We start from the raw sequence: 25,023 nt of genomic DNA on the forward strand, positions 1-25,023 counted from the left end.
AGCCGCCTTTGCCTGTGTACAGAGAGTAGGAGGCTTTATGCTAGAAGGTCGCGTCATCAAGGCCTACAACAGTTTTTTCTATGTCATGACCGAGTCGGGGCTTGTGAGCTGCAAATTGCGTGGCAAGTTCAAGAAACGGCGGCAGAGTGCCGGTGTCGTGCCGGGCGACCGCGTCGTCATTGACCAGCTGCCCGACGGTACGGGCGTCATCGAGCAGCAGCTGCCGCGCGAGAACCTGCTGCGCCGCCCGGCGGTGGCCAATCTCACGCAGGTCGTCCTGACGTTTGCGGCGGCAGAGCCCAATCTCCATCCGCTGCTCCTGAACCGCTTCCTCGTGCTCGCGGAGTGGTCGGGCATCCCGAAGATCGTCATCTGCGTCAACAAGATGGACCTTCATGAAGGCCCCTGGCAGGATTTCCTGCACGATTACGAGGCAATCGGCTATCCCGTCGTGCGCGTCTCTGCCCATGAGGGGCGGGGAATCGAAGCGCTGCGCAGCCGCCTCAGCGGCGAAGTCTCCGTCTTTGCCGGGCCATCCGGTGTCGGCAAGTCTTCGCTGCTCAACGAGATCGATCCGTCGCTGACGCTCGCAACAGGTCATGTCAGCGAGAAGATCAAGCGCGGCCGCCACACGACGCGTGTCGCGGAGCTCCTTCCCTACGAAGGCGGCTACATCGTCGATACGCCGGGCTTCAGCGCCATGGAGATGACCGAGCTTTCAGTCACGGACCTGCCGCATTATTTCCCGGAATTCCGCGCCTACGAGGGCGCCTGCCGCTTCTCGCCCTGCAGCCACACGCACGAGCCGGGCTGTGCCGTCAAGGCGGCCGTCGAAGAAGGGCGTATCGCGCGAGAGCGCTACGATGCCTACGAACAGATACTCCAAGAAGTCAAGGAAGCACAGATGCTTGCCAGAAAGAAGGAATACAAATGATCAAGATTGCACCGTCCATCCTTTCCGCCGACTTTGCCCACCTGGCCGATGAGGTCAAGCGCGTCCAGGATGCTGGCGCGGATTACATCCACATCGATGTCATGGACGGCACGTACGTGCCGAACATCACGCTGGGCTCGCCTGTCGTCAAGAGCCTGCGCAAATCATCGGATGCCGTCTTTGACGTGCACCTGATGGTCGAGCATCCCGAGACGCAGATCGAGGCCTTTGCTGAGGCCGGTGCCGACATCATCACCTTCCACGTCGAGGCGGCTAAGCACAGCCACCGCATCGTGCAGCAGATCAAGGCTGCCGGGTGCAAGGCGGGCATCGCGTTGAATCCGGGCACGAGCCTCGCGATGATTGAGGAGCTCCTGCAGGATCTCGACATGGTCCTCATCATGACGGTCAACCCGGGCTTCGGCGGCCAGAAGTTCATCGAGTCGCAGCTCGACAAGATCCACATGCTGCGTCACACGATCCAGGACATGGGCTTTGAGTGTGACATCGAGGTAGATGGCGGCATCAATGAGGAGACGAGCCTGCTCGTCCGCCAGGCCGGCGCCAATGTGCTCGTGGCCGGTTCGGCCATCTACGGTGCAGAGGATGTCGCAGAAGCCATCAAGAAGATCCGCGGCTGACAGCCGCTCTAGACGATAGGGAGTAATCATCATGGAAAAAGCAGTCGTTTTACTTTCGGGCGGCCTCGACAGCTGCACGTGCATGGCCGTGGCCAAGAGCAAGGGGTATGACGTATACCCGATCAGCTTCAACTACCACCAGCGCCACAGCATCGAGCTTGAGGGCGCCAAGAAGATTGCCGCGTACTACGGTGTCAAGAAGCATCTGATCATCGAGACGAACATGGAGGCCATCGGCGGCTCCGCGCTGACAGACGAGAAGATCGAGGTGCCGGAAGGCGATGTCAATCGCCACTCGGTGCCGCCGACGTACGTGCCGGCGCGCAACCTGATCTTCCTCTCGTACGCGATGGGCTACGCGGAGGTGCTCGGTGCGACGCACGTCTACATTGGCGTCAACTCCGTCGACTACTCGGGCTACCCGGACTGCCGCCCGGAGTTCATCCAGAAGTTCCAGGCGCTCGCCAACTACGCGACGACAGCGACGGCCGTCGAGGGCAGGAAGATCACGATTGAGACGCCGCTGCAGGACCTCTCGAAGAAGGACATCGTCTTGCTCGGCACGAAGCTCGGCGCGCCGTTCCAGTTCACGCACAGCTGCTACAAGGGCGGCGAGAAGGCCTGCGGCATCTGCGACAGCTGCAAGCTGCGCCTGCGCGGTTTCGCTGAGGCGGGTGTCGAAGATCCCATCGACTACGAGACGAGGGAAATCTGATGCGCGACGTACAGAACCAGGCAGATGCGCGCGGCATTGCCATCCAGCGCGTCGGCATTAAGGATGCGCAGCTGCCTTTCCTGATCAAGACAAAGGACGGCGGCTTCCAGCAGGTCCTTGCGCGCATCCTCTTCACGGTCGCGCTGCCGATGGAGTACAAGGGTACGCACATGAGCCGCTTCCTCGAGATTCTCATGCCGTGGAGCAAGAAGCCGCTGGCAGAGCCGGAAATGGAGGCCATGCTCGAAGAGGCACTCGAGCGCCTCGACGCGCAGTCAGCTGAAGTCGAGCTCTCCTTCAAGTACTTCATCGACAAGGAGGCGCCCGTCAGCGGCCGCAAGTCCGTCCTGGACCTCGACTGCTTCTTCCGCGGCACGAAGGCGCGCGGGGAGAAGATGGCGTTCACGCTCGGCGTCGACGTTCCCTTCACCTCGCTCTGCCCGTGCAGCAAGGAGATCTCAAAGTACGGCGCGCACAACCAGCGCTCCGTCTGCCGCACGGCCGTGCGCTTCCAGGAGGGTACGGAGTGCATCTTCATCGAAGACCTCGCCGCGCTCATCGAGAAGCAAGGCTCTTCGCCCATCTATCCGCTGTTGAAGCGCGAGGATGAGAAGTACGTGACGGAAGCTGCCTACGAGAATCCCAAGTTCGTCGAGGACATCCTGCGCGACACGGTGCTCGCCCTGCGCAGTCTGCCGGGCATCGCCTGGTTCTCGATCGAATGTGAGAATTACGAGTCCATCCACAACCACAATGCGTTTGCGGCTCATGAAGAAACGGTCGTCTGAAGAGAAGGCGGCACGACAGCTGGATTGGAGTTTTCATGAATAAGTTTTACAAGCGATTCCTGATATTGATCGTCCTGGTGCTCGTGATTTCCGGGACCGTCATCTACACGACGGTGGACATCAACACGCTTAAAAACCTGACTCAGTTCAAGACGTGGTCGATTGCGCTGGCTATCTTTGCCGTGTCACTCGGGCTCTTCTTTGACGGCAGCCGACTCATGCATCTCGTCAAGATATCGGACGAGAAGATCACGCTGTATCAGGCCGTGCAGGTCATCTTCGGCAATTACTTCCTCGCGCTCCTGACGCCGGGGGCGACGGGCGGCGCGGTGGCGCAGCTGATGTTCCTGCGCCATGCCGGCGTGCCGACAGGCAAGGCAGCCGTGCTCGTCATCGTGCGCACGCTGCTCTCCATCCTGTTCCTCGTCCTCTGCATGCCGTTCATCTTCATGCACGATGCGGGCATCGTGCCGGGCATCTCGAACGACACGCTCATGGCCATCACGCTGACGGCCTTCGTTGTCATTGTCGCCATCGTCGTGGGCGCAAGGCGCGGCTATCTCGATTACCTCGTCGTCCGCATCGCCCGCCACACGAAGAAGGAGCGGCGCTGCAAGATCATCGCCTTCTACCGCGATACGAAGAGCGCCATCGCGCTGCTCGCAGCCTCGCCGAAGGCCATGCTGCTCGTCTTTGCGGAGTCGGGGCTCAACCTGCTCTGCATCTACGCCATCGTGCCGTGCCTGCTCCTGGGCCTCGGCGTCACGGATGCCGACTGGTACAGCGTCATGGGGCGCATGATCTTCCTGAACATGCTGCTCTACTTCACGCCGACGCCGGGCGGTTCGGGCATCGCTGAGGGCGGCTTCGTGTTGCTGTTCAGCGACACAGTGCCTGCGGGCACAGTCGGCATCATCGCGGTCTGCTGGCGCCTGATTGCAGAGTACATCCCGTTCCTCATCGGACTCTACTACACGCTGACGGTATTCGGGCGCGACTTCCTCAACCGTCAGCTGCGCTGAGGTGATTGTCATGAAGAACGGCTATACGACAGGCGCCTGTGCGGCGGCCGGCGTCAAGGCGGCACTGCTCTTCGAAGCAGGGAGACCCTGGCAGACAGTCCATCTCACGGCGCTCGACGGCACGGAGCTGACGATTCCCGTCAAGGCAGTCACGCAGACGGAGGGTGGCATCTGTGCAGAGGTCGTCAAGTTCTCGGGCGATGACCCCGACATTACGGATGGCGTTTCCGTCTTTACGACGGTCCGTCACGAGGACGGAGGTGCGATGACGTTCGCCGCAGGCGAGGGCATCGGCACGGTGACAAAGCCGGGCCTCTCGGTCCCCGTCGGCCAGCCGTCCATCAATCCCGGGCCGCGCGAGCTCATGCGCCGCGCGGCCTCTGATGTCCTCGGCACGAGCGACGGCCTGCATGTCACCATTGCAATCCCGGCGGGGAAAAGATTGGCCGAGAAGACGCTGAACCCCGTGCTCGGCGTCAAGGGCGGCATCTCTGTCATAGGCACGACGGGTGTCCTGCGGCCCATGTCAGAAGAGGGTTTCAAGAACTCGCTCGTGCCGCAGATCGATGTCGCGCGCGCGGCTGGGGCAGAGGAGCTCATCTTCGTGCCCGGCAAGATCGGCGAGAACTTGGCGAAGGCATGGGGCCTGCCGCAGGATCGGCTCGTGCAGACGAGCAACTTCATCGGCTTCATGCTCGAGAGGGCTGCGGAGCGCGGGATTGCCCGCGTCATGCTCTTTGGACATATCGGCAAGCTCAGCAAGGTGGCAGCGGGCGTCTTCTACACACACAACCGCATCGCAGATGCGCGCCTCGAGACGATTGCCGCCTATGCGGCAGCCGCGGGGCTCAGCACCGAAGGCGCGCGCCGCGTGCTCGCGAGCAATACGACGGAGGACGCCCTGACTGTCCTGCGCGAAGCGGGACTCGAGCAGGCAGTCTGCCGTGCCATCGCGGAGCGCGCCTCGGTGCGCGCCGAGCGCTACCTATTCGGCAAGATGAAGGTGGGCGTCGCCATGGTGACACTGCAGGGCAGGCTGCTCGGCATGGATGAGACGGCGCGCGAGATCGGGGAGAAGTATCACTGGCATATCAGCAAATAGGAGCAGGAGAGAAACATGAATGAGATCATCGTGGCCGGCATCGGCCCGGGCCATCCCGACTACATGCTGCCGGCGGCAGAGCGCGCCATCCGCGAGGCGAAGGTCCTCGTGGGCGGCAGGCGCGCGCTCGCGCAGTTCGCGCGGCCGCAGGGCGAAGGACAGCTGACGATGGCCGTGACGGGCGACATCGATTCTGTCATGCAGTTCATCCGCGAGAAGCTGGAGCTGTCATCCGTCGTGGTGATGGTTTCGGGCGATCCGGGCTACTTCTCGCTGCTCGACGCGCTGCGCCGCCATTTCCCGCCCGCGTGCCTCCGCGTGATACCGGGGCTCAGCGCCATGCAGCTGGCCTTTGCGCGGCTTGCACTGCCGTGGCATGAGGCGCGCCTGCTGTCGTTCCACGGCAGGAAGCCCGCGGCAGAGCGCCTCGCCTATCATCCCGGCAGTGTGCTCGGCATGCTGACCGACAGGACATTCACATCGAAGACCATACCGGCTGTGCTGCTCGCGCACGGCTGGCCGCCAGAGACGCGCCTCTTCATCTGTGCGCGTCTTTCTTATGAGGACGAGCAGATCGTGGCGACGCGATTGTCCGAGGCGCAGGAACTGCCTGAGCTGGGCGGCGTCATCCTGATCGCGGTGGACGAGACGGAAAAGAAAGAGGGGGACTGCAAATGAAGCTGGGACTGCCGGATGCGGCATTCGTCCGCGGCAAGGTGCCGATGACGAAGCAGGAGATCCGCATCCTGACGCTCGTCAAGGCGCAGATCGGGCCGCGCGATATCGTCTACGACATCGGCGCGGGGACGGGCTCGCTCTCCATCGAGGCGGCGCGTCTCGCGCCAGAGGGCCATGTCTATGCCGTCGAGCGCAAAGAAGAAGCCATCCGCCTCATTGAGGCGAATGGCGAGCGCTTCGGCCTCGAGAATCTATCCGTCATTGAGGCGGAGGCACCAGCTGGCCTCGAGAACTTGCCGCTGGCCGACGCCGTGCTGATCGGCGGCAGCGGCGGCCATCTCGCATCGATACTCGACTGTGTGGCAGAAAAGCTGCGCGAGGGCGGCCGCCTCGTGCTCAACTGCATCACTGTGCAGACATTGGCGGCGGCGCTCGACTACCTCCATGCGCATGAGGCGGTCTACCGCTACGAGGCCATCCAAGTGCAGGTCAGCCGCCTGCGCCGTGTGGGACCCTACGACATGGCCGATGCACAGAATCCCGTCTACATCATCACCTGCACGAAGGAGGTCTAGTTCATGGTACACATCGTTGGAGCCGGCCCCGGAGACCCGGAGCTCATCACGGTCAAGGGCAGGCGCTATCTCGAAGAAGCGGATGTCGTCATCTACGCGGGCTCGCTCGTCAACCCGGCGCTATTAGGTGTCTGCCGCGAGGACGCCGTCATCCACAATTCGGCGAAGATGACGCTCGAGGAAGTCCTTGCGGTCATCGAGGAGGCTGAGGCCGCGGGCAGGATGACGGTGCGCCTGCATACGGGCGATCCCGCCATCTACGGGGCCATCCAGGAGCAGATGGATGCGATGGCGAAGAAAGGCATCGCTTACGACGTCGTGCCGGGCGTTAGCTCGTTCCTTGCCTCGGCCGCTGCTCTGCGCCAGGAGTACACGCTACCCGGCATCTCGCAGACGGTCATCATCACGCGTCAGGCCGGGCGCACGCCTGTGCCGGAGCGCGAGCAGCTGCGCGCACTCGCCGCGCATCAGGCGACGATGTGCATCTTCCTCTCTATCACGATGCTCGAGACGGTCATCGCTGAACTGATGGCGGGCGGCTACGCGGCGGACACGCCGATTGCCATCGTGCAGAAGGCGTCGTGGCCTGAGCAGAAGATCGTGCGCGGCACGCTCGCGACGATTGCAGAGCAGGCAGCTGAGGCCAAGATTGACCGCACGGCGATGATCGTTGTCAGCCGCTGCCTCGGCGCGGACTACGAGCTCTCGCGCCTCTACGCGCCGGAGTTCTCGCACATGTTCCGCAAGGCGAGCCGATGAGGACGGCCGTCTTTGCGCTGACAGAGGCGGGCGCGCAGATGGCAATGCGGGTGAAGCTTGCCTTAGGAGGTTCGGCTGTGCTCTTTGTCAGCAGCCGCCATCCCGTCGAGGGGGCGCAGACCTTCGGGCGCCTGCGCGCGGCGGTGCAGGAGAATTTTGCGCGCTACGATGCGCTCGTATTCATCATGGCGTCTGGCATCGCCGTGCGCAGTATCGCGCCGCACCTCGTGAGCAAACTCGAGGACCCCGCCGTCCTCGTGCTCGACGAGCGCGGGCAGCACGTCATCAGCCTGCTCTCAGGCCATGTCGGCGGGGCGAACCGCCTGGCGCGTGAGCTCGCAGCGTCGCTCGGCGCAGAGCCTGTCATCACGACGGCGACCGATGTCGAGGGAATCGTGGCGCCTGACGCGCTGGGCATGGAACTCGGTCTCTTTCCCGAGCCGCACGAGGCCATCCAGGCCGTTAACAGCGCCCTGTTGCGCGGAAGGTCTGTCGCTTATTACGTCGATCCCCGCTGTCATCTGGCCAGCTTCTACAAAGGGGCCTTGCGGCAGCGCGGCCTTTCCGTCTGCGACTTTGGCGCGGCAGAGCAGGATGAAGGGATGCAGGTCATCATCAGCCCTGATTCCTGCGGGAGACGGGCAGGCCGACTCTTCCTGCACCCGATGATGCTGCGCGCGGGCGTTGGCTGCCGCAAGGGGGCGTCGAGGGACGCGATACTCGCGGCACTTCGCGAGGCCGTCTCGCGCATCGCCATGCCGCTCGCGGCCATCAGCTCGCTCTCGTCGACTGTGTTCAAACAGGAGGAGAGGGGGCTTCACGAAGCAGCGGCAGAGCTTTGCATCCCGCTGACCTTTTACACGAATGAAGAATTGCAGCCCGTCATCGAGCGGTACGGGCTCGCGGAGTCCGATTTCGTGCGGCAGACAATCGGCATCGGCAACGTCTGTGAGGCGGCGGCTCTTGCGGCAGGAGGTGGGCGCATGGCGCTCGGCAAGACAAGATTTGAGAGAGTGACGGTGGCACTCGTATGGCAGAACAAGGAGCAGTAAATATGGCAGGAATCACAGTAGTGGGCATTGGCCCGGGCAGTCTTCTCGACATGACGCCGCGGGCGCGCGCGGCAATCGAGCGCGCGGAGGTCGTCGCGGGCTACACGACGTACATCCGCCTGATTGAGCCGCTGCTCGCGGGCAAATCGGACAAGGAGATCATCGGCACGGGCATGATGCAGGAGATCGACCGCTGCCGCATGGCAGTCGAAGCGGCTGCTTTGGGAAAGGAGACGGTCGTCGTCTCGAGCGGCGATGCCGGCGTCTACGGCATGGCGGGCCTCGTGCTCGAACTCGTGCTGCAGAAAGATGCAGCAAAGAGGCCAAACTTCGGCGGCGTGATCGCCGGCGTATCGGCTGTCAACGCAGCGGCCTCTGTGCTCGGCGCACCACTCATGCACGACTTCGCCGTCATCAGCCTCTCGGACCTTCTGACGCCTTGGGAGACCATCTGCAAGCGCGCGGAGATGGCGGCGGCCGGCGACTTCGTCATCGCGCTCTACAACCCGAAGAGCAAGAAGCGCGTGCAGCAGATCGAGGAGATCCGCCGCATCGTGCTGAAGCACCGGGCTCCTGAGACGCCTGTCGGCATCGTGACGGCGGCGAGCCGTGCGGAGCAGTCAAAGGCCATCTCGACGCTCGCGGATTTCACGAAGGAGACGATCAACATGTTCTCGCTCGTCATCATCGGCAACTCCCAGACATACGTCAAGGAAGGATGGATGCTGACGCCGCGCGGCTACGGCAGGAAGGAGAGCGGTCTATGATCTTTGTCGCAGCGGGGACACAGGATGGGCGCGAACTCACGAAGCTGCTGCTCGACGCGGGCCATCGTGTGACGGCCTCTGTCGTCAGCCATTACGGCGAGCAGCTGCTCAAGCGTTGCGGCAGCGAGAGACTGACCATCAACGACAAGCCACTGGACCGTGAGGCGCTGGAGTCTTACCTGCGCGAGCACCGGGCATCCTGCTTCGTCGACGCGAGCCATCCCTATGCCGTGAACGTCTCAGAGAACGCAATGGCGGCCTGCCGTGCGCTCGCCATCCCGTATCTGCGCTACGAGCGGTCGCTGACAGAGCTCGAGGATACGTGGCGTGCGGCGATATGCCTCGTCCACTCGTACGAGGAGGCGGCTGAAGCGGCGGCGCGGCGCGGACGGGTCGTCTTCCTGACGACGGGCAGCCGCAACCTGCAGCAGTTCACCGAGTCGCCGGCCCTCTCGGACTGCACGCTGATCGCGCGCGTGCTGCCGACGGCCGAAGTCATCGCGCTCTGTGAGGGTCTTGGTCTTTCGCCGAAGCAGATCGTCGCCATGCAGGGGCCATTCTCGCAAGCGCTCAATCGGGAGATGTTCCGCCAGTACAGGGCGGACGTCATTGTGACGAAGAACAGCGGCGCGATCGGTGGTACGGACACGAAGATCGCGGCGGCCGTCGAGCTCGGTCTGCCCGTCGTCGTCATCGACCGACCTGTCCTCGCGTACGACCGCCTCGTGCATTGCTATGAGGATGTCCTTTCTTTTGTGAACAATCTGGAGGATTGATGATGGAATTTATCAAGCAGCCGATGGCAATCGAGCGCCGCAGCATGGAGCTCATCGCGCCGTACATCGAGGGACTTTCCCTGAGCGAAGCCGAGAAGAAGGTATACTCGCGCATCATCCACGCGGCCGGCGACGTCGAATACGCGCCGATCATCCGCATCTCAGAGACGGCGGTGGAGGAAGGCATCGCGGCTCTGCGCGGCGGTGCGGACATCTACACGGATGTCGAGATGGTCCGCACGGGCATCAACAAGCGCAAGCTCGCCTCATTTGGCGGAGCGGTCCACTGCCGGATACAGGACCCGGAGATCGCGGCGCAGGCCAAGGCTCAGGGCGTGACGCGCTCGCTTGCCGCCATGCGCAGCTTTGGCGCAGCGCTGACGAGCAGCGTCGTCGCCATCGGCAATGCGCCGACGGCGCTCTTCGAGGTCCTGCGCCTTGTGCGCGAAGAGGGCGTGCGCCCCGCCTGCATCGTCGGCATCCCCGTCGGCTTCGTCGGCGCGGCCGACTCCAAGAAGGCACTAGCCGAGAATCGTCTCGTGCCCTATATCACGGTCGAGGGCACGAAGGGCGGCAGTCCGATTGCCGCCGCAGCTGTCAACGCGATGCTCTATGAGATCGACAACAGCCGCGATTGATTTTTCTTGTGTAAGATGTACCAGATGCACGTCTCGATAGGATTCAGTCATTCATCAGGAGGTTTATCATGCGCTATTCGATTCCACGCTTAGTGATTGCCGCGACGCAGTCCGGCTCTGGCAAGACGACGATCGCGACGGGGCTTCTCTCGGCGCTGCGCGAGCAGGGCATTGCGGTCCAGTCCTTCAAGGTCGGCCCCGACTACATCGACCCGGGCTACCACGCGATGGCCAGCGGCCGGCCCGCTCACAACCTCGACAGCTGGCTCGTGCCGGAGCAGGTCTTGCCGAAGCTCTTCGCCAAGGCGATGGACGGCTCGGATATCGCTGTCATCGAGGGCGTCATGGGCCTCTATGACGGCGGCCGCGAGGGCATAAGCTCGACGGCTTCCATCGCCAAGCTGCTCAAGGCGCCTGTCGTGCTCGTACTCGATGTCAAGTCGATGGGCGCGTCGGCCGCGGCCATCGCGCAGGGATTCCGCGACTACGACCACGAGGTCGACTTCGCCGGCGTCATCCTCAACCGCCTCGGCTCCGCGACGCACGAGGAGATGATCCGCAGCGCCATGAAGGATGCGGGCATCCGTGTGCTCGGCGCGCTGCACCGCGATGACTCGCTCAAGATGCCGGAGCGCCACCTCGGCCTAGTGCCCGTCGCCGAGAATGCAGAGGAACGGCAGGCCATTGAATCGATGGGCACGGCCGTCGCCAAGTCGCTCGACATCGAGGCCATCCTGCACCTCGCCTGCCTCGCGCCGGAGCTCGAGGCCGAGCCGTTTGACCTCGGGCAGGTGGCGGAGCGCTCGTGCCGCATCGGCATCGCGCGCGATGAGGCGTTCTCCTTCTACTACCCGGCCAGCCTCGCCGTGCTCGAGCATGAAGGTGCGGTGCTCGTGCCGTTTAGCCCGCTACACGACGCAGAGCTCCCGGATGTCGACGGCCTCTTCCTCGGCGGCGGCTTTCCCGAGATGTTCGCCGCGAAGCTGCAGGAAAATGCCGCAATGCGCGCTTCCATCAAGAAGGCCGCGGAAAAGGGCATGCCCATCTACGCAGAATGCGGCGGCTACATGTACCTCATGCACTCGCTCCAGGATTTCACGGGCACGGAATACGCGATGTGCGATGTGCTGCCCGGCAAGGCAGCGATGAAAGAGAAGCTCCAGATGGTCGGCTACGTCGAGGCCGAGCTCATGGGGGATAAGGTGCTCGGCAAGGCCGGCACGAAGCTGCGTGGCCACGAGTTCCACTTCTCGGAGGACGCTGTCGAGGGCAAGCGCCCGCTTCGCTTCGAGAAGCTGCGCACGGGCGAGCGCTATGAGGCGGGCGCGAGCCGCGGGAACGTGCTCGGCAGCTACCTGCACCTGCACTTCGCCGGCTGCCCGGAGGCCGCTGCTCACTTTGTGGAGGCTTGCACTTCATGGGCAAGATGATCCTCGTCACGGGCGGCGCGCGCAGCGGCAAGTCCGCGTTTGCCGAGCAGCTGGCCCGCGAGAGCGGTGGCAGCGTGGCCTACATCGCGACGGCCGAGGTCTGGGATGAGGAGATGGCGCACCGCGTCACCCTGCACCGCAGCCGACGGCCCGCTGACTGGAAGACGTACGAGGCACCGCGCGAGGCAGCTACAGTCATCCGCGAGGCGGGACGGGAGCACGGCGTTATCCTCTTTGACTGCGTGACCATCTACCTCAGCAACATGCTCTGCCGCGAGGCGGAGCCGTATGATGAGGCGCACCTGACCGTGCTCGTGCAGGGCGAGATGGCAGCACTTGTCGAGGCGGTACGAGGGCTGCCAAAAGAGACGGGAGTCATCTTCGTGACGAATGAGGTCGGGGCCGGCATCGTGCCGGAGAACCGCCTCGCGCGTCTCTACCGCGACCTCGCGGGCCTCGCGAACCAGCAGCTCGCCGCGGCTGCCGATGCAGTCTACGCCGTTCTCTGCGGCATCCCGCTGCGCATCAAGTGATATGTTCCAGTGAGACAGATAAGACAGATAGGAGGCATGGTTTTGGAATCCATTATGCTCATGGGCACGAGTTCGCACGTTGGCAAGAGCATCCTGACGACGGCGCTCTGCCGCATCTTCTACCGCGAAGGGCGGCGCGTCGTGCCGTTCAAGGCGCAGAACATGGCGCTCAACTCGTATGTCACGAAGGATGGCCTGGAGATGGGCCGGGCGCAGGTCGCGCAGGCGGAGGCAGCCGGCCTTGAGCCGATGGTGGACATGAATCCCGTGCTCTTGAAGCCGACGGGCAATTCCCGCTCGCAGGTCATCCTCGCGGGCCGCTCCATCGGCACGATGAGCGCGCGGGAGTACCATGCCGGCTATTCGCTCGAGGCATTCGGCGAGGTCAAGGCGGCCCTCGCGCGCCTGCAGCAGGATTTCGACACGCTCGTCGTCGAAGGGGCCGGCAGCCCCGCTGAAGTCAACCTCAAGTCGCACGATATCGTCAACATGCGCGTGGCAAAATACCTGCACGCACCCGTGCTGCTCATCGCGGACATCGACCGCGGCGGCGCACTGGCCTCGCTTGTCGGTACGCTGGAACTCCTCGATGAGGAAGAGCGCGCGCTCGTCAAGGGACTCGTCATCAACAAGTTCCGCGGCGATGTCTCGCTCTTCACGCCAGCTATCGACTTCCTCGAGGAGAAGACGGGCAAGCCAGTGCTCGGCATCGTGCCCTACATCGAGGACATGGGCATCGATGACGAGGATTCCGTCTCGCTCGAAGAGCGTGAGGAAAAGCAGGAGAAGAAGGCCGAGATCCGCATCGCCGTCATCGAATTGCCGAAGCTCTCGAACTTCACGGACTTCGACGCGCTCGCCGACGAGCCGGACGTCGAAGTCACCTATGTGCGCCGGCCAGAAGAGCTCGGCAGCCCCTACCTCATCATCCTGCCCGGTTCGAAGAACACGACGGAGGACCTGCTCTTCGTGCGCGAGTCGGGCCTCGAGGCGGCCATCCGCATGAGCGTCGAGGCGGGCACGCCGCTCATCGGCATCTGCGGCGGCTACCAGATGCTCGGCGAAGCAATTGCCGACCCGCATCGCGTGGAGTCGGAGCACGGCGAGGTCAAGGGACTCGGCTATCTGCCGATGAAGACGACCTTTGCCGATCAGAAGCACACGCGCCAGGTCACGGCCGACTGCCCGGGCATGGAGTTCTTTGGCTGCACGCTTCTGGGCCGCGGGATGGCCGGTTACGAGATCCATATGGGCGAGACGGAGTTCACTGCGCCCGTGCGCCATCCCTTCTACATCCATGCGGAGAGGGGGGAGACGAGCCGCTGGGACGGTGCGCTGCGCGAGGACGGCCTTGTCTTCGGCACCTACATCCACGGCCTCTTCGACGACGATGCCTTCCGCCGCCAGCTCATCAACACGCTGCGCATCCAGAAGGGCCTGCCGCCGCTCGCCATCCAGCGCAATCGCCGCCAGCAGAAAGAGCGCGCCTACGAGCATCTGGCCGACGTCGTCGAGAGCGCCTTGGATATGGAAAGAGTCAGAGCCATTATGGCGGAGATGGCAGAAGAGCAGTGCGATAGGGGGGAGTGCGAATGAACGTTGCGATCTTTGCCTTTATCATCGACACGATCATCGGCGATCCGCGCTCGCGCTTCCATCCCGTCGTGCTGATCGGCAAGCTCATCTCCTTCCTCGAGCGGCTCTACTACCGCGAGGCGGACGGCGACCAGAAGAAATTCCTCTGCGGTGCCATCCTCGTGCTGCTCGTGCTCTTCATCACCTACGATGTGGCGGCGGGCATCATCTACCTCTCGTACGCCATTCCGTGGGAGTGGGGCACGATGGCCGTCGAGGCTCTGCTGCTCGCCTTCACGATCTCGCCCAAGAGCCTCGCGAAGGCCGGCCGCGGCATCTACGCATTGCTCCTGACGAATGAGCTCGACAAGGCGCGCAAGGCCGTCGGCTGGATTGTCGGGCGCGACACAGAGGAGCTCGATGAGTCGGAGGTCGCGCGCGCGACCGTCGAGACAATCGCCGAGAACACGGTCGACGGTGTCATCGCGCCGCTCTTCTTCTTCGTGATCGGCGGCGTGCCGCTGGCCTTCCTCTATCGCGCGGCCAACACGATGGATTCGATGATCGGCTACAAGAACGAGAAGTATCTCTATTTTGGCAAGGCCGCGGCGAAGCTCGACGATGTGCTCAACTACATCCCCGCGCGCATCACCGCGGTGCTCTTCATCATCTCAGCCTGGCTTTTGGGCTTCGACTCCCGCAATGCCATGCAGATGATGCGCCGCGATGCCGCCAAGCACCCGAGCCCGAACGGCGGCTATGCGGAGGCGACGGTGGCCGGTGCACTGCACATCCGGCTCGGCGGCATCAACTCGTACTTCGGCAAGAAGTCGTTCCGCGCCTACATGGGCGAGGCCATCGAGCGCACGGCCCCCAAGCACATCATGGAGGCCATCCGCATGATGTACACGGCGACCGTCCTTTTTCTGATCTTTGCCTATGCGCTCTTGAAGTGCATGGGATATTAAAGGAGAATCACATTGCGAAGCTTTCTGACTGCACTTCAGTTCCTCACGCGCATCCATCTCGTCCGGCAGGAGAACCTGACGGCGGAGGATTTCGGCCGCAGCACGCGCTTCTTCCCGCTCGTCGGCGTCGTGCTCGGCGCGCTCTACCTGCTGGCTGCACTCGCCTGCCTGGCCTTCCTCGGCCTGCCGTCCTACACGGGCAAGGCCATCCTCGTCTTGCTGCCGCTCCTCTTGACAGGCGGCCTGCACGCCGATGGCTTCATGGACACGGTGGACGGCCTCTTCTCGGGCCGCAGCCGCGAGCGCATGCTCGAGATCATGAAGGACAGCCGCACGGGTTCATTTGGCGTCGCCGCGTTTGCCGGATTGCTGCTGCTCAATTGGTCGCTGCTGCTCGACCTGCCGGCGCCCGTCTTGCTCATCGGCATCTTCATCATGCCCATCATCGGCCGCATGGCCATGCTTCTTGCCGTCGCGCACTTCCCGTACGCGCGTCCGAGCGGCATGGGGCAGGCCTTTGCGGCGATGGCCGACCGCAGGGCAGTCCTCATCGGCCTCGTGACTTCGCTAGTCTTTGTCGCGCCGTGGGGTATTGCCGCCATCGCCGCCCTGCTTATCGGGCTGCTCTTTGCCTTCCTGTTTGGCCGCTATGCGGAAAAGAAGCTCGGCGGCCTGACGGGCGATGTCTACGGCGCCATCGAGCTCATGACAGAGGTGCTCGTGCTCTTCGTCCTGTTCCTCTTCGCCGTGCTCCCATTTGACCGCGCGGGCTGCTTCCTCTGGATGTGATGGATTCGATGGACGTGATGGAAGTGTTGGATGTCACAGTGCGAGTGCCGGGGTCCTGCGGTGAGCTGCTGCAGGGCTGGCATCGCGGCGAGCCTTTCCTCGTGACCTGCCCGATCGCGCGCTATACGACAGTCAGGGCCGCAACTTCCCTGCAGGGGCTCATCGGCCTCGGTGAGAAGACGCGGTGCGCATTGCAGCTCTACCTGCGCGAGGCGGGCATCGAGAAATTTCCCTTTGGCATGCAGCTCACGTCCGAGCTGCCGCGGGGCAAGGGCATGGCCTCGTCGAGCGCCGACATCGCCGCCGTCCTCGCGGCCGCATCGCTTGCGCTCGGGCGGCCGCTCGCGCCCGAGGCCATCCTGCACCTTGCCGTGCAGGTCGAGCCGACGGACGCCGTCTTCCTCCCGGGCATCGTCTGCCTCAATCAGGTGACGGGGCGCGTGCAGCGCGTTTACCGTCGTCTCTCGCATCCGTACCTGACCATCTTCGATACGGGCGGCACGGTCGACACGGCCGACTGCCATGCCTGTGCTGCAATAGCGGGAGAGCGCGGCAGCCGTCCCTGGACGGACTTGCTCGAAGCTTTGGCAGAGGGAGAGAGGCGCATGGCAGAGGCCGCGACGCAGAGTGCGCTCTGGAATCAGGCACGACTGCCAAAACATTGCCTCGAAGCCCTGTTGCAGCAGGCGAGGGACATTGGTGCTCTGGGGCTCGTGGCCGCGCACAGCGGCACGGTCATCGGCGTCATCTGGCCATCGCAGATGGCGCGCGGGCAGATCGAGTGCCGCTCGGCACACCTTGTCCGGCAGTTTCCCGAGCTCACCTGCCTCGGCATCTCTTTGATGCGCAGCGGTGGTATAGAATATATGAGAAAGGATGATGCATGATGCAGGAAGAACTTCGCTTTGTCCACGGCGGCAATGTCTATGAGCCGACGGCAGATGGAGAGCCATGGCTTGACTTTTCGGCCAACATCAATCCGCTCGGCCTTTCGCCGCGCGTGAAAGAGGCCCTCGCGGCGCATCTCGACGGGGTCATCCACTATCCCGACCCCGCGATGCGCGAGCTTCGGACGGCCCTCTCTGCCTATTATGGCAGGGCTCCCGGCGACTTTATCCTCGGCAACGGCGCGGCGGAACTCTTTTACCTCTACGCTTTCGTCACGCGGCCGAAGCGTGTCCTCTTGCCTGTGCCCGCCTTCAGCGAGTACGAGCGGGCCGCGCATGCCGCGGGCGCTGCCGTGTCGTACAGCCCGCTCGAGGAGAGGGAGGGCTTCGAGCCGGACCTCATCTTCCTGGCAGAGGAAGCGCGGCGCGTCGAGGCCGACTGCATCGTGATCGGCAACCCCAACAACCCGACGGGCACGCTCGTGGAGCGCGAGGCCATTGCAGACCTCGCGCGGGAGCTCCTGCCGCTCGGCACACAGCTCGTCGTCGACGAGTCCTTCCTCGACTTCCGCGAGGATGAGGCGCGCTTTACCGTGCGCCAAGAGCGTCTAGAAAATCTCTTTCTCGTGCGCTCCTTAACGAAGTTCTTCGCAATCCCCGGCCTGCGCCTCGGTTTCGCCATCGGCAGCCCCGCGCTGCTCGCGCGGATGGAGGCAGCCAAGGACGTCTGGAATGTCAACGTGCTCGCGCAGGCCGCGGGCGTGGCGGCGCTTGCCGACACGGCCTATCAGGTAGAGTCGCGCGCGTTCATCGCAGGGGAGAAGGCGCGCCTGGCTCAGGCACTGGCCGCTCTGCACGGTGTCACCGTCTTCCCGCCGAGCGTCAACTTCATCCTCGTGAAGCTTGCTCCCGCGGAGCGGGCAGAACGGCTCGTAAAGTATCTGCGCGCGCGCCATATCCTCGTGCGCGACTGCCAGCACTACCCCGGTCTAGCGCCGGGCTTCCTGCGCCTCGCCGTGCGCACGCGCGCAGAGAACGAGGCACTGCTCGCCGCCTGGCGGGATTTTGACCGCATGGACCCATGACCTTATTTTTGGATAGATTCTGGATGGATTGGAGAGTTCCTATGACAAAGATCATTTTTGTGCGCCATGGCCAGACCGAGTGGAATGTGCTCGGCCGCTACCAGGGCCAGACGGACATCGCACTCTCGCCGCTCGGCATCGAGCAGGCTGAGAAGCTTGCGGCACACTTCCCCGTGGACAAGGTGGAGGCCGTCTACTCGAGCGACCTCGTGCGCGCCATGATGACGGCCCGCTGCGTCGCCGACCGCTTCGGCCTGACAGTCGAGCCGCGCCCCGAGCTGCGCGAGCTCAACTTCGGCGACTGGGAGGGCCTGACGTACGACGAAATCGTCGCCAAGTGGCCCGATGCCCTCAATAATTTCTTCCAGCATCCCGACGTCCTCGAGATCCCGCACGGTGAGAGCTTCCCGAAGCTGCGCGAGCGTGCGCTCGATGCCGTCGAGAAGATCGTGGCCTGCCACCCTGAGCAGACCGTTGCCGTCTTTGCGCACGGCGCCATCCTGCGCACCATCCTGACGGCCGCCCTGCACATGGACCTCAAGTACGTCTGGACCATCCGCCAGTTCAACACGGCCGTCAACATCGTGACGTACACCGAGCACGGCACGACAGTCGAACTGCTCAATGGCACAGGACATCTGAAGTATGCACAGGGGACTGTGGATTAATTTTATTTTCTGGTGAAAAATCCCTTGACTTTCTCGGGACTTTTCTTTAGAATAATTCTATGTGATGTCATGGACGAGCGTTTCCATTAGCCCCGGAAGCCTGTTTCGATACATCATACTACATGAATAATTGACATTGAAAAAACTCTAGGGGGGAAATCGCATGAAGACAACGTTTATGGCAAATGCATCCAATATCGAGCGCAAATGGTACGTTGTAGACGCTGAAGGCCAGACTGTCGGCCGCCTCGCAGCTGAAGTCGCAAAAGTTCTTCGCGGTAAAAATAAACCGACCTTTACTCCGCACGTTGATACGGGTGATTACGTCATCGTCATCAATGCAGAGAAAGTAAAGTTCACGGGTAAGAAACTCACGGATAAGACGTATTTCCGTCATTCCGGTTACCAGGGTGGCACGACGTTCACGACGGCTGGCCACATGCTGGAGCGCTTCCCGGAGCGCGTTCTCGAGCATGCAATCAAGGGCATGCTGCCGAAGAACCGTCTCGGCGCTCAGATGTACCGCAAGCTCAGCGTTTACGCTGGCCCGGAGCATCCGCATGCAGCTCAGAAGCCGGAGAAGCTTGAGCTGAACATCCGCTAATCTGGAAAGGGAGGAACATAACACATGGCAGAAGTCATCTACTACGGCACTGGCCGCAGAAAATCGTCCGTTGCCCGTGTTCGTCTGGTTCCAGGCGAGGGCAAAGTCACGATCAATGGTCGCGACATGGAAGAGTATTTTGGTCTCAAGACTCTCGAACTCATCGTTCGTCAGCCGCTGAACCTCACGGAGACGGTTGATAAGTACGACGTCATCGCAAACGTTGCTGGTGGCGGCGTCACGGGCCAGGCTGGCGCAATCCGCCACGGCATCACCCGCGCGCTCATGGAAATGAACGCAGAGCTCCGTCCGGCCCTCAAGAAGGCTGGCTTCGTTACGCGTGATCCGCGCGAGAAAGAGCGCCGCAAGTATGGCCTCAAGAAAGCCCGCAAGGCTTCCCAGTTCTCGAAGCGTTAATCACTCGCTTTACACGAACATACAAGTCCCACCGGTCCTTGGCCGGTGGGACTTTTTGTGCAAGAAAGGAGCCGCATGACGTGCTGTCATGCGGCTCCTTGATTTTTGCAGAGAATCACTCCATGAAGTTGAAGTCATCCTTCTGGAAGACGGTGTCAATCTGGAAGGAGACTTTCTGCACGATCTCGCCGTTGTCGGTGTTGTGGATGACGAGGAAGTACTCGGCATTGCGGTTGTAGTCGCCTGCCTTGAGGTTGAAGGTGCAGCGGAAGATGCGGTCGGCATTTTCCTGGCTGACCTTGTCGGCGATGATTTTCTGGATGTCGCTGACGACGTTGCCGTAGGCGTCGGTGAAGTAGACGTCGAAGTTCGCGGGGATGAAGCCTGTGCCGACGGCCTCGACCTGGTAGAAGTTCAGGCTGAAGCTCATGTTGCTGACCTTGTGGCCAGAGCTCAGCAGTCGGACGCTCGCGGGCTTCATGGCGTATTGCTCGGCGTGCTTCTTGTAGGCGGCCGAGTCGGAGCGGATGTGCTTGAAGTCGATGACGGGCACGACCATCTCCTGCAGGCTGGCGCCGCCGTGGACGAAGTTCAGGCCGCTGCCCTTGATCTTCAGGCGGATCTCTGCTCGCGTGGCGCGAAGGCCTTGTAGGGCGCAGCGCCCTTCATGAAGTTCACGGGCAGCAGGTGATCGGACTCGGCGTCCGGTGTGGTGATGACGTAGCGGCGGGCCTGCTCGATGACCTGGTCCTTCTGCAGACCGCTCCCTGCCTTGCTGTCCTCGGTGAGGGGCTTCATCGTGTAGAGGAAGCCGTGGTCGGCTGTCAGCAGGATGCTCGTGCCGGTGAACTCGTTGACGATGATGCGCACGAGGTTCTTGAGCTCGGCGATGGCCTCTTCGCAGGCGGGGAAGACCTTCTTGTCGTCCGTGTGGCTGGCTGCGTTGATGGTGTCGTGGTAGATGTAGACGACATCCATGCCGCGCACCTTGGCAGAGCGCTCGCTGCGCTTCATGGCGATGATGTCCGTGGCCTTGAGGGCGACGCTCTTCGGATTGGCGGCCTTGAGCACAGCGTCGCGGTTCGGAGCCTCGGTCGACTGGCCGTCGGCGAGTACGGCGAGGCCGCTTCCCGCTGGCGCGACTGTCAGCTCCTTGTGCGGCAGCAGCGCTGCCATGCCGAACTTCGTGATGCTCGGGAACATGGACTGGTAGCTCTCGTGAGCTGGACCTCGCTCGGGATGTCGCGCTCGAGCTCCTGCGCGAGCGTCGCGGCGACCTCGTAGCGCATGGCATCCGAGATGATGACGAAGATGCGGCTCGTGATTAGAATACAGCAGTTTACAGCTTTTAAGCCGCTTGCTCATCGCCCCGAGCCAATGCTTGCAAGGCCCTGAGCAATGTGCTTGAATTTATGCTACTTTGGGCTTTGGACACCAAAGTGGCGAAAAATACTTCCTTGTGGATCTGCTGGCTCAGTGCGTGCCGCAGCTCTTGCGGGCTCTTGTCCTGGTAGGCACTCAGCCGCTCGTCCTCGTACGGCAGGATCTTCATAAGAGCGTGTCCGGCATTCGTCAGGTTCAGCAGATGCTCAATCGCAGTCCTTGTGCGAACTTTGTAGCTGCCGAGCTCCCAGAACATCTTCTGCTCGTAGTAGTTCGTCTCAATGCCCCAGCGGAGCTTGTAGAGCTTGAGCGGGGAAATCGCCATATGCTTGGAACTGGTGTTGCGGAGTCCTTTGTTCTCCTGCCAAGCAATGCTCATATGCAGCGCCATCGGATCTATTGTGCTGAAAAAGAGACGGTACGAGCCACTCTTGCTCAACGTCACATAGGCATGGACGGTATGGTCGTCAAAGATGCGCGTTTTCACCAGACGGTGAGCAACAAAATAGTTGTCCATCCGGCAAAGTTAATTCGTGAGATCATTGGCAATCTCGTCCAGCATCAAGCGTTTACCATACTTTGGTGGACGGCCGCGACGGCCTGCCGTCGAATCCGGCAACTCGAACATGGCCGTATCGTGGCGTGCATTGCAGATTACGTTGAGATCCGGATAGCTGAGAGCATGTGCGAGCAACTCGCGCTTGGCGTACCAGCTATCGAAGAGCAGGATTACCTGGCGTTTTTCAAGGATTGGCATGACTTCATCGAGGAGCTGGCAGGCAAGCTTCAGCTTTGAAGTTTCTCCGTTGCTCATGACGTAGCCAATCGGTACCGCAATATACCGGATCTGCTGCTTGCCCGCGTTCTCGTGGAGAACCGGCACGCTCATCGTCAGGCTGACAAAGGCATGGCCATTGAAATAGGACTTGCCATCGTGCTTGGCATGGTCGTACAGAATGCCCACACCGTCGAAGTGCTTGCCCCACTTGGCAATGGACGTGTCGTCCACGCTGAGCAGGATAGGCTCCTGCCGTAGCGCCTCCGGCACTATGGCAAGCGCTCGCAGCGTCAAGGCCCGGCGAATGGATGCATCCGTGACGAGCCCATTGCCAAGAGCGCGGTAATAACTGTTCAACGACGCATCCGTCTGCTTCGACAGGAACTGCCGGAACAGGCAACGCACCGACGAAGCTGACTCCAGAGCCAGCTGAGCGATGAGGAGCCACGCCAGCAGATAGCGCGTCGGCCTCGTCGCAGCTGGGAACAAAGAAGAAAAAATCGTCAGGAGTCTACCAATCACGGAGTTCTCGGTGTATAATGAAGTCATCGCATAGCCTTTCTCTTGGGTGTTAGTGTGGTTTAGCGATTTCATTATACACCATCAGGAGGCTATGCAATTTTATTGTGCTTCAAAAAGCTGTAAACTGCTGCAGATGGATTCCTGACATAGCTGAGATATTCACACCAACTTTTTCGGAGTGGTCCTTTATCCCAAATTATTGTCAAGTGAACAATTTGGCCGGACAGGAACAGAAAGTAGCGTCTGCAATCAACAAGCTGAAATCCATCTACAATATCAGCATAGGCGTTACGGACTTGAGCCAGACACTCACAATCGATGAAGTGACCGATATTTTTATCCGAATCAATTCGCAGGGCGTCGTTTTGTCGCAGGCTGACTTTGCCATGTCGAAGATTTCAGCCGATGATTTTTACGGCGGAAATGATACCAGAAAGATGATTGATTATTTCTACTATTTTATGCGGAGTCCGGTGGACTATGATGCAATCGCCGCCAACGATACAGAATTTGTCGAATCTGGTGGAATGCAGAAAATAAAATGGGTTGTCAATGAGACAGAGGACATCTATGTCCCAGATTATACTGATGTACTGCGGGTTTCCTTTACGCACAAGTTCATGCGAGGAAAGATTGCAGATCTGGTCAGTCTTTTATCTGGCCGTGATTTTGAGACGAGAGAGAATCTGGAAAGCATCGCAGAAGATTCATTTCATAAGCTTCGTCAAGGCGTAGAGAATTTTGTAAACGAAACTAACTTCAAGCGCTACATCATGATTGTCAAGTCTACTGGGATTATTGATACATCGCTCGTCCGTTCACAGAACGTGCTGAATTTCGGATATATCTTGTATCTCACGTTGAGGGACAGAGGCATGAACGCCGCGCTAATCGAGAAGCTGGTGCGCAAGTGGATTGTTCTTTCCATGCTGACGGGGCGTTATTCTAGCTCACCTGAATCCGCGATGGACTACGATATCAAGCGCTTTACAGAAATGAATCCCGAAAAGTTTGTTGCAACTACGGAAGAAGGCGAGATGTCGGATGCCTTCTGGAATACGGTGCTTGTCCAGAGATTGGATACTTCCGTATCCAGCAGCCCGTACTTCTTGTTGTTCCTGATGGCACAGGTGAAAGCGGGCTCCCGAGGTTTTCTGTCTGAGCAGATCGATGTATCATCGCTGATTCAGCAGTGTGGCGACATTCACCATATTTTCCCGAAGAGGTATCTTCAGAAGAACGGCATCAACAACCGCAGGGACTACAATCAGATTGCTAATTACGTCTATACGCAGTCGGAAATCAACATCAAGATCAAGAATGATGCACCATGCGTGTACATGGCAAAAATGAAGGAGCAAATTGCCAACGGCGAGTTGCAGTATGGTGGAATCACCGATGCAGATGACCTCAAGAAAAACCTTGCCGAAAACTGTGTGCCAGAGGAGTTCATGAACATGGATAGCAATGATTACAAGGCCTTCCTTGAGAAGCGGCGCATTCTGATGGCAGGATTTATTCGCAGGTTTTATGAGAGCTTGGGGTGATTGTATTGAGCAAAAAAAGTCCATTTGAAGAAGAATATGGCATCTGGATGACAGAGGATGAGTTGAAGAAATATAGAAATATGGGCGAGCTGACTCAAGGACTATATGAGGAAGGATTTCGAAGAGGCTTTGAAGAGGGGAATGAGAGAATTCGGGCAGATTATTTAAAAAACCTCATGGAGAATACAGGATGGTCCTTGAATGAAGCAATGCGCGTATTGAAGATTCCACCCAATAAGGAAGCGCATTACAGACGGCTCATCAAAAAGCACTGACTGTGGTGAAATTTTATTTTATTGGGGTGTGATATTGTCGAATATCTCCTGTTTCGTGAGTCGGACCGTCTGCTCATGTCCGGCAGCGTCAGCTGCGGCCCGGTATTTCACATAGACCGTGAAATCTCCGTCCGGACGCAGCCAGACTACCATTTGAGCCACTGTCTGTGTATGGCTCGTCTCATCGCCTGTACGCCATAGCGAATTGACCGGACCGGCGGTCTGATCCTCGCCGATGCGAATGAAATCAGCGAGCGTATACTGTTTTTGAGTCTGCAGCAGTTCCATGACCCGGTCATAGCGTTTATGGCTGCTCTCATAATACTTCTCATTTTGCGCCGCCAGATCGGCGATCAGATAGTGGTTGGTATGGGCCAGGACGCCATTTTGACGCCTCTCTATGCGCACTTCTCCGTCCAGCCCCCCCTCTATCCAGGCGACCTCACTGCGGTCAGCCAGCATGACGAATCGCACGCCCTGGAATAGTTCCGGATGCTGCACCGTCTCCTCGACCGTTGCATAGCGCTCCAGCACCTTGCGCAGTGTTCCTTGGACCGGCGGATGAGCTTCAGCAGCTGCGGCCTTCTGCTTCTTCGTCACCGAGCTGACTGCCGCCGAATAGGCCACGAGTCCCGCCTCATTGACACCGCCACGCAGCTGATGACGCTCGAACGGCCCACCATAGAGACCATAATAACGATAACCGCCTGGCTGGCGAGGTTCCGATAGATGCAGTGACTGTTCCTGCGGCCGCCAGTCGCGGTTCTTTGCTGCTATCGTACCGCCGTCTGCCACAGCCGTTCCTTGCGCCGCATAAAGCGTACAGGCCAATGCTGGCACAGGAATACATAGCAACGCTGCTCCAAGCAGGCCTGTTAGCGCTCCCCGTAAGCCTTTGCCAGACCGTCCTGGCTCACCATGTAGCTGGCTTTTATTCATTTTATATCACTCCAAATCGTACGTTATATCGCCAACATAACACAAAAAACTTTATCCTGCAAGAGTCGCAGCTTTTCACAGCTGTGGTTGTACGTCTAAAAGACGGTATGGTATAATTGATAAAAGTTGGAGGCTTCGCAGACATTGGCGCGGGATGATGAAGTAGCTGCTTAGTG

General features: G+C 60.7%; 28 protein-coding genes and 2 pseudogenes. 25 read left to right on the plus strand and 5 right to left on the minus strand.

Translation table 11 applies throughout. The features are described from left to right. Window positions 1-37 precede the first annotated feature (37 nt). The 23 genes from rsgA to rpsI all read left to right on the plus strand — a co-directional run bounded on the left by rsgA (window position 38) and on the right by rpsI (window position 19,403). A complete protein-coding gene (gene rsgA / locus QDI87_RS10575; RefSeq protein ID WP_278743254.1) occupies window positions 38-934 on the plus strand; it encodes a ribosome small subunit-dependent GTPase A in 897 nt (298 codons plus the stop codon). Continuing rightward, window positions 931-1,575 carry a ribulose-phosphate 3-epimerase gene (gene rpe, locus QDI87_RS10580; protein WP_036378015.1) on the plus strand — a complete coding sequence of 215 codons (645 nt, stop codon included), beginning with the start codon at window positions 931-933 and terminating at the stop codon, window positions 1,573-1,575. The genes rsgA and rpe overlap by 4 nt, the downstream gene beginning before the upstream one ends. Before the next feature lie 31 nt (window positions 1,576-1,606). After that, window positions 1,607-2,290 (plus strand): 7-cyano-7-deazaguanine synthase QueC, encoded by a 684-nt coding sequence (queC, locus tag QDI87_RS10585; protein ID WP_036378010.1) that lies wholly within the window; start codon window positions 1,607-1,609, stop codon window positions 2,288-2,290. After that, the gene (gene folE2 / locus QDI87_RS10590; protein WP_270528097.1) at window positions 2,290-3,078 is read left to right on the plus strand and encodes a GTP cyclohydrolase FolE2; all 789 of its coding nucleotides are present in this window, start codon (window positions 2,290-2,292) and stop codon (window positions 3,076-3,078) included. Before queC ends, folE2 begins: the two co-directional genes overlap by 1 nt. Before the next feature lie 35 nt (window positions 3,079-3,113). Beyond that, complete coding sequence (locus QDI87_RS10595) at window positions 3,114-4,100, plus strand: lysylphosphatidylglycerol synthase transmembrane domain-containing protein (protein ID WP_278743255.1); 987 nt, start codon at window positions 3,114-3,116, stop codon at window positions 4,098-4,100. Window positions 4,101-4,110: 10 nt separating this feature from the next. Beyond that, on the plus strand, window positions 4,111-5,202 hold the full coding sequence (gene cbiD, locus QDI87_RS10600; RefSeq protein WP_278521023.1) for a cobalt-precorrin-5B (C(1))-methyltransferase CbiD: 1,092 nt from the start codon (window positions 4,111-4,113) through the stop codon (window positions 5,200-5,202). 15 nt (window positions 5,203-5,217) lie between these two features. Beyond that, on the plus strand, window positions 5,218-5,880 hold the full coding sequence (gene cbiE, locus QDI87_RS10605) for a precorrin-6y C5,15-methyltransferase (decarboxylating) subunit CbiE (RefSeq protein WP_278521028.1): 663 nt from the start codon (window positions 5,218-5,220) through the stop codon (window positions 5,878-5,880). Beyond that, on the plus strand, window positions 5,877-6,455 hold the full coding sequence (cbiT, locus tag QDI87_RS10610; RefSeq protein WP_270528100.1) for a precorrin-6Y C5,15-methyltransferase (decarboxylating) subunit CbiT: 579 nt from the start codon (window positions 5,877-5,879) through the stop codon (window positions 6,453-6,455). The genes cbiE and cbiT overlap by 4 nt, the downstream gene beginning before the upstream one ends. 3 nt (window positions 6,456-6,458) lie before the next feature. Continuing rightward, the gene (cobM, locus tag QDI87_RS10615; protein ID WP_036377993.1) at window positions 6,459-7,214 is read left to right on the plus strand and encodes a precorrin-4 C(11)-methyltransferase; all 756 of its coding nucleotides are present in this window, start codon (window positions 6,459-6,461) and stop codon (window positions 7,212-7,214) included. Between the two features lie 77 nt (window positions 7,215-7,291). Continuing rightward, entirely contained in the window at window positions 7,292-8,266 is a 975-nt protein-coding gene (locus QDI87_RS10620) for a cobalt-precorrin 5A hydrolase (RefSeq protein WP_341460092.1), read from the plus strand. A 2-nt stretch (window positions 8,267-8,268) separates the two neighbouring features. Next, a complete protein-coding gene (gene cobJ, locus QDI87_RS10625; protein WP_278743259.1) occupies window positions 8,269-9,033 on the plus strand; it encodes a precorrin-3B C(17)-methyltransferase in 765 nt (254 codons plus the stop codon). Next, window positions 9,030-9,809, plus strand: a complete 780-nt coding sequence (cobK, locus tag QDI87_RS10630; protein ID WP_278743261.1) for a precorrin-6A reductase — start codon at window positions 9,030-9,032, stop codon at window positions 9,807-9,809. The genes cobJ and cobK overlap by 4 nt, the downstream gene beginning before the upstream one ends. Before the next feature lie 2 nt (window positions 9,810-9,811). Beyond that, window positions 9,812-10,447: a precorrin-8X methylmutase gene (locus QDI87_RS10635; protein ID WP_278743262.1), complete on the plus strand. Its 636-nt coding sequence runs from the start codon at window positions 9,812-9,814 to the stop codon at window positions 10,445-10,447. Between the two features lie 68 nt (window positions 10,448-10,515). Beyond that, window positions 10,516-11,877, plus strand: coding sequence for a cobyrinate a,c-diamide synthase (locus QDI87_RS10640; RefSeq protein ID WP_278743264.1), 1,362 nt, complete (start codon window positions 10,516-10,518; stop codon window positions 11,875-11,877). Further along, window positions 11,865-12,410 carry a bifunctional adenosylcobinamide kinase/adenosylcobinamide-phosphate guanylyltransferase gene (gene cobU / locus QDI87_RS10645; protein ID WP_278743265.1) on the plus strand — a complete coding sequence of 182 codons (546 nt, stop codon included), beginning with the start codon at window positions 11,865-11,867 and terminating at the stop codon, window positions 12,408-12,410. Before QDI87_RS10640 ends, cobU begins: the two co-directional genes overlap by 13 nt. Window positions 12,411-12,446: 36 nt before the next feature. Next, window positions 12,447-14,006: a cobyric acid synthase gene (locus tag QDI87_RS10650; RefSeq protein ID WP_278743266.1), complete on the plus strand. Its 1,560-nt coding sequence runs from the start codon at window positions 12,447-12,449 to the stop codon at window positions 14,004-14,006. Further along, on the plus strand, window positions 14,003-14,953 hold the full coding sequence (cbiB, locus tag QDI87_RS10655; protein WP_036377971.1) for an adenosylcobinamide-phosphate synthase CbiB: 951 nt from the start codon (window positions 14,003-14,005) through the stop codon (window positions 14,951-14,953). The genes QDI87_RS10650 and cbiB overlap by 4 nt, the downstream gene beginning before the upstream one ends. Window positions 14,954-14,965: 12 nt before the next feature. After that, entirely contained in the window at window positions 14,966-15,742 is a 777-nt protein-coding gene (gene cobS / locus QDI87_RS10660; protein WP_036377969.1) for an adenosylcobinamide-GDP ribazoletransferase, read from the plus strand. An 8-nt stretch (window positions 15,743-15,750) separates the two neighbouring features. Then, window positions 15,751-16,629 (plus strand): GHMP kinase, encoded by an 879-nt coding sequence (locus QDI87_RS10665; protein ID WP_036378109.1) that lies wholly within the window; start codon window positions 15,751-15,753, stop codon window positions 16,627-16,629. After that, window positions 16,629-17,714: a threonine-phosphate decarboxylase CobD gene (gene cobD, locus QDI87_RS10670; protein WP_211248197.1), complete on the plus strand. Its 1,086-nt coding sequence runs from the start codon at window positions 16,629-16,631 to the stop codon at window positions 17,712-17,714. Before QDI87_RS10665 ends, cobD begins: the two co-directional genes overlap by 1 nt. Before the next feature lie 41 nt (window positions 17,715-17,755). Continuing rightward, window positions 17,756-18,382 carry a histidine phosphatase family protein gene (locus tag QDI87_RS10675; protein ID WP_036377965.1) on the plus strand — a complete coding sequence of 209 codons (627 nt, stop codon included), beginning with the start codon at window positions 17,756-17,758 and terminating at the stop codon, window positions 18,380-18,382. Between the two features lie 163 nt (window positions 18,383-18,545). Continuing rightward, complete coding sequence (gene rplM / locus QDI87_RS10680; protein WP_036377963.1) at window positions 18,546-18,986, plus strand: 50S ribosomal protein L13; 441 nt, start codon at window positions 18,546-18,548, stop codon at window positions 18,984-18,986. Window positions 18,987-19,010: 24 nt separating this feature from the next. Further along, window positions 19,011-19,403 (plus strand): 30S ribosomal protein S9, encoded by a 393-nt coding sequence (gene rpsI / locus QDI87_RS10685; protein ID WP_005838873.1) that lies wholly within the window; start codon window positions 19,011-19,013, stop codon window positions 19,401-19,403. A gap of 115 nt (window positions 19,404-19,518) precedes the next feature. Here the strand turns inward: rpsI and QDI87_RS10690 are convergent, their stop codons facing one another. The 4 genes and pseudogenes from QDI87_RS10690 to QDI87_RS11790 all read right to left on the minus strand — a co-directional run bounded on the left by QDI87_RS10690 (window position 19,519) and on the right by QDI87_RS11790 (window position 22,113). Further along, complete coding sequence (locus QDI87_RS10690; protein WP_148485451.1) at window positions 19,519-19,956, minus strand: hypothetical protein; 438 nt, start codon at window positions 19,954-19,956, stop codon at window positions 19,519-19,521. 59 nt (window positions 19,957-20,015) lie between these two features. Beyond that, a pseudogene (locus QDI87_RS10695) lies at window positions 20,016-20,609 on the minus strand (PglZ domain-containing protein); the annotation flags it as partial. Continuing rightward, on the minus strand, window positions 20,549-20,734 hold the full coding sequence (locus tag QDI87_RS11785; protein WP_368075791.1) for a PglZ domain-containing protein: 186 nt from the start codon (window positions 20,732-20,734) through the stop codon (window positions 20,549-20,551). The pseudogene QDI87_RS10695 and the gene QDI87_RS11785, both read right to left, overlap by 61 nt. Window positions 20,735-20,751: 17 nt before the next feature. After that, window positions 20,752-22,113, minus strand: a pseudogene (locus QDI87_RS11790) (IS701 family transposase). A gap of 188 nt (window positions 22,114-22,301) precedes the next feature. Here QDI87_RS11790 and QDI87_RS10710 point away from each other — a divergent pair. Together QDI87_RS10710 and QDI87_RS10715 are read left to right on the plus strand one after the other, a co-directional pair. After that, window positions 22,302-23,633: a hypothetical protein gene (locus QDI87_RS10710; RefSeq protein WP_278743268.1), complete on the plus strand. Its 1,332-nt coding sequence runs from the start codon at window positions 22,302-22,304 to the stop codon at window positions 23,631-23,633. Beyond that, a complete protein-coding gene (locus QDI87_RS10715; protein ID WP_148485454.1) occupies window positions 23,630-23,908 on the plus strand; it encodes a hypothetical protein in 279 nt (92 codons plus the stop codon). The genes QDI87_RS10710 and QDI87_RS10715 overlap by 4 nt, the downstream gene beginning before the upstream one ends. An 18-nt stretch (window positions 23,909-23,926) precedes the next feature. Here the strand turns inward: QDI87_RS10715 and QDI87_RS10720 are convergent, their stop codons facing one another. After that, on the minus strand, window positions 23,927-24,847 hold the full coding sequence (locus tag QDI87_RS10720; protein WP_278743270.1) for a C45 family autoproteolytic acyltransferase/hydolase: 921 nt from the start codon (window positions 24,845-24,847) through the stop codon (window positions 23,927-23,929). Between the last annotated feature and the right edge of the window lie 176 nt (window positions 24,848-25,023).

It is taken from the genome of Mitsuokella jalaludinii, from assembly GCF_928722185.1.
In the GTDB taxonomy this organism is placed as follows: Bacteria; Bacillota; Negativicutes; order Selenomonadales; family Selenomonadaceae; genus Mitsuokella; species Mitsuokella jalaludinii.